The organism is Protofrankia sp. Cr1 (assembly GCF_963555865.1).
Taxonomy (GTDB): domain Bacteria; phylum Actinomycetota; class Actinomycetes; order Frankiales; family Frankiaceae; genus Protofrankia.
The window spans coordinates 1,062-3,527 of the sequence record NZ_CAUVXO010000602.1; the positions used below are offsets into that span (position 1 = coordinate 1,062).

The window sequence follows — 2,466 nt, forward strand, 5'->3', positions numbered from 1 at the left end:
TCACAACGCCTGACGCCGGGGCGGTTACGCGGTTGTTCAGTCGCCACGTAGCCGCCCGGCCCGGCGGCTGAATGCGGCCGGCCCGGCTGTATGAGTCGATGTCTGCGGTGCGCTCGCGATCGTGGATGAACAGATCTACCCTGAGGAATATGACCATCACAACTGAGGCTGCACCGATAACGACCCGTCGAGGTGCGTCCGTGCCCGACACCGAGGCGGAGGCGGAGGCGTTCCGGGCCGCGCGACCCGCGGACGTACCCGAGTCGCTGGACGTACTCGAGTCGGGGATCCGCCAACCGCCAGCCGGCCAGCCGGTCGCGGTGCGGTGGCGTCGCCGACCCGCGGTGCGCGCCCTGGGCATGCGGCCCACGACGGCGCGGCTGTGGGCACTGGTCATGGTGGTCGGTTTCCTCACCGCCGGGGCGATCGAGCCGATACCGGACGGCCCGGATCCGGTTGTGCCCGCCTGGATCAACGCCGTCGGCAACGTGACCCTGTTGATCCTGCTCGCCGCCGTCGTGACGCTGCTCGCCGGCCGACGCGCCGGGTACGGCCTGGCCACCTATGCAAGCGCGGGTCTCGTCCTGCTGTCGGCGCTGTGCCCGACATCTGGTCACCATGTGCTGGCGCCCTGGTGGTTCGGCCAGTTTGCCATCACCGTCGGGCTGTTCGCCGGATCCCTCGCGCTGCGTTCCCGGGCGGCCCATTCTCAGGCGGCCCATTCTCGGGCTGCCCATTCCCGGGCAGCCCGGTCGCAGGCCCTACGACGACGTCCAGGGGAATGACGGGCGGTTGATCTTCTTTGCCGGGGTTCCCGATGGTTTCCGGCCTCCGCCGATCTTCAGCAGGACGAACGTGACGGATTCGGCGACGTAGAAGACGCCGAGCGCGGCCAGGACGACGAGTCCGGGTACGAGCACGAAGAGAAAGCCGGGAACCAGGACCGCGACGAACGCGGCGAACTGACCGAACCCGGGGTGCCACAGGGTGGAAAGTCCTGACTTGCGGACAGCGGCGAGCCTGACCGCTCCCCACATGAGCCAGCGCCGTAAGAAGGACACGTCCAGTTCCCGCATCGCGCGCCGGAAGATTCCGTCCGCGTCGGCGCGTTCGATGCCGCCACGGTCTGCCAGTCCCCAAAGCCAGTCATGGAGGATGGCTGCCTTGGTGTACCGTCCATACCTGGGTATCAGCCAGGTGAAGATTTGCGGTACCGACGCGAAGTCGGTGACGAAGCCCTTCTCGACAGTGAACAGCTGCTCGTTGCCCTGATACACGACCGCCTCCAGGACCCGCCAACTCACCTCGTCGATCTCTTCGACGACAACACCGCCGCTGACGAATGGCATGGCTCCCTCGTTACTTCGCTCGGAGGTCTTCGATCAATGACGGAAAGTAGCGGTATGGATGGTCGTGGTGCGGCGGGTGCGGCCCGTTACGGCGTTCATCTTCCGGTCCTCGACGTGCCGCTGTCCGCCAGTCGTGAACTGTTCGTGGAACTGTCCGAACTCGGCTACACCGATTTCTGGTCCGCCGAGGCCGACACTACCGACGGAATCATCCCGTTGGCACTCACCTCGTGCTGGGTGCCGACCGCGCGGCTGGGAACGGCGATTCTGCCTGTCTTCACCCGCGGGCCGGCGCTGTTGGCCACCACCGCGGCCACGTTCGCCGAAGCCGCACCCGGCCGGTTCGCGCTCGGCATCGGAGCGTCATCCAAGCCCATCGTCGAGGGCTGGAACGGCATCCCGTTCACCGAGCCCTACCGCCACACCCGCGACATGGTCCGCTTCCTGCGGCAGGCGTTCGCGGGTGAGCGGGTCGACGCGGCGTTCGACACCTTCACCGTGCGCGGTTTCCGCCTCGGAGTGGTCCCACAGGTGCCACCGGCGCTTCTGGTCGCCGCGCTGCGGCCGGGGATGCTGCGGATGGCGTCGCGCGAGGCCGACGGCGTCATCCTCAACTGGCTGTCCGCGGACGACCTGCGTGACACCGTGCGCGCCGAGGTCGGTCCGGACAGGGAAATCGTCTGTAAGGTCTTCGTCTCGACCAATCCGGACCCCGATCGGCTGCGCACCGACGCCCGGCGAATGATCGCCGCGTATCTCAACGTGGAGGTCTACGCCGCCTACCAGCGCTGGTTGGGGCGGGAGAAACTGCTCACACCGATGTGGGATGCGTGGGCGGCGGGCGACCGGCGTGGCGCGGTCGCTGCGATCCCGGACGAGGTCGTCGACCAGCTGATCGTCCATGGCACGCCCGAGCAGTGTCGGGCTGGGATCCAACGCTACGTGGACGCCGGCGCCACCACGGTCGTCATCGTCGGGATCGGGTGGGGCGACCCCGCTGACGAGGTGATGCGTGCGGTTGCGCCTGGCGCGGCGCGACAGGCCCGCACCTGACCGATGCGCAGCGACATACTCAAATAGCGCTCCCGCGACAGGACTCGAACCTGTAACCTGCCGG

General features: G+C 67.8%; 3 protein-coding genes. 2 read left to right on the top strand and 1 reads right to left on the bottom strand.

All coding sequences use genetic code 11. The features are described 5' to 3' along the window. Positions 1-200: 200 nt before the first annotated feature. The gene (locus tag U9980_RS26525) at positions 201-785 is read left to right on the top strand and encodes a hypothetical protein (protein WP_322770429.1); all 585 of its coding nucleotides are present in this window, start codon (positions 201-203) and stop codon (positions 783-785) included. On the opposite strand, the gene U9980_RS26530 is transcribed toward U9980_RS26525, so the two are convergent. Next, the gene (locus U9980_RS26530; RefSeq protein ID WP_322770430.1) at positions 762-1,349 is read right to left on the bottom strand and encodes a DUF1353 domain-containing protein; all 588 of its coding nucleotides are present in this window, start codon (positions 1,347-1,349) and stop codon (positions 762-764) included. The two genes, U9980_RS26525 and U9980_RS26530, sit on opposite strands and share 24 nt — an antisense overlap. A gap of 36 nt (positions 1,350-1,385) precedes the next feature. Between U9980_RS26530 and U9980_RS26535 the strand changes: the two genes are divergently transcribed. Beyond that, the gene (locus tag U9980_RS26535) at positions 1,386-2,402 is read left to right on the top strand and encodes an LLM class F420-dependent oxidoreductase (protein ID WP_322770431.1); all 1,017 of its coding nucleotides are present in this window, start codon (positions 1,386-1,388) and stop codon (positions 2,400-2,402) included. The last annotated feature ends 64 nt before the right edge of the window (positions 2,403-2,466 follow it).

Excerpts from the sequence above, each read along its gene's own strand:
- U9980_RS26530 (WP_322770430.1), bottom strand. The coding sequence starts at position 1,349 with ATGCCATTCGTCAGCGGCGGTGTTGTCGTCGAAGAGATCGACGAGGTG.
- U9980_RS26535 (WP_322770431.1), top strand. The coding sequence starts at position 1,386 with ATGACGGAAAGTAGCGGTATGGATGGTCGTGGTGCGGCGGGTGCGGCC.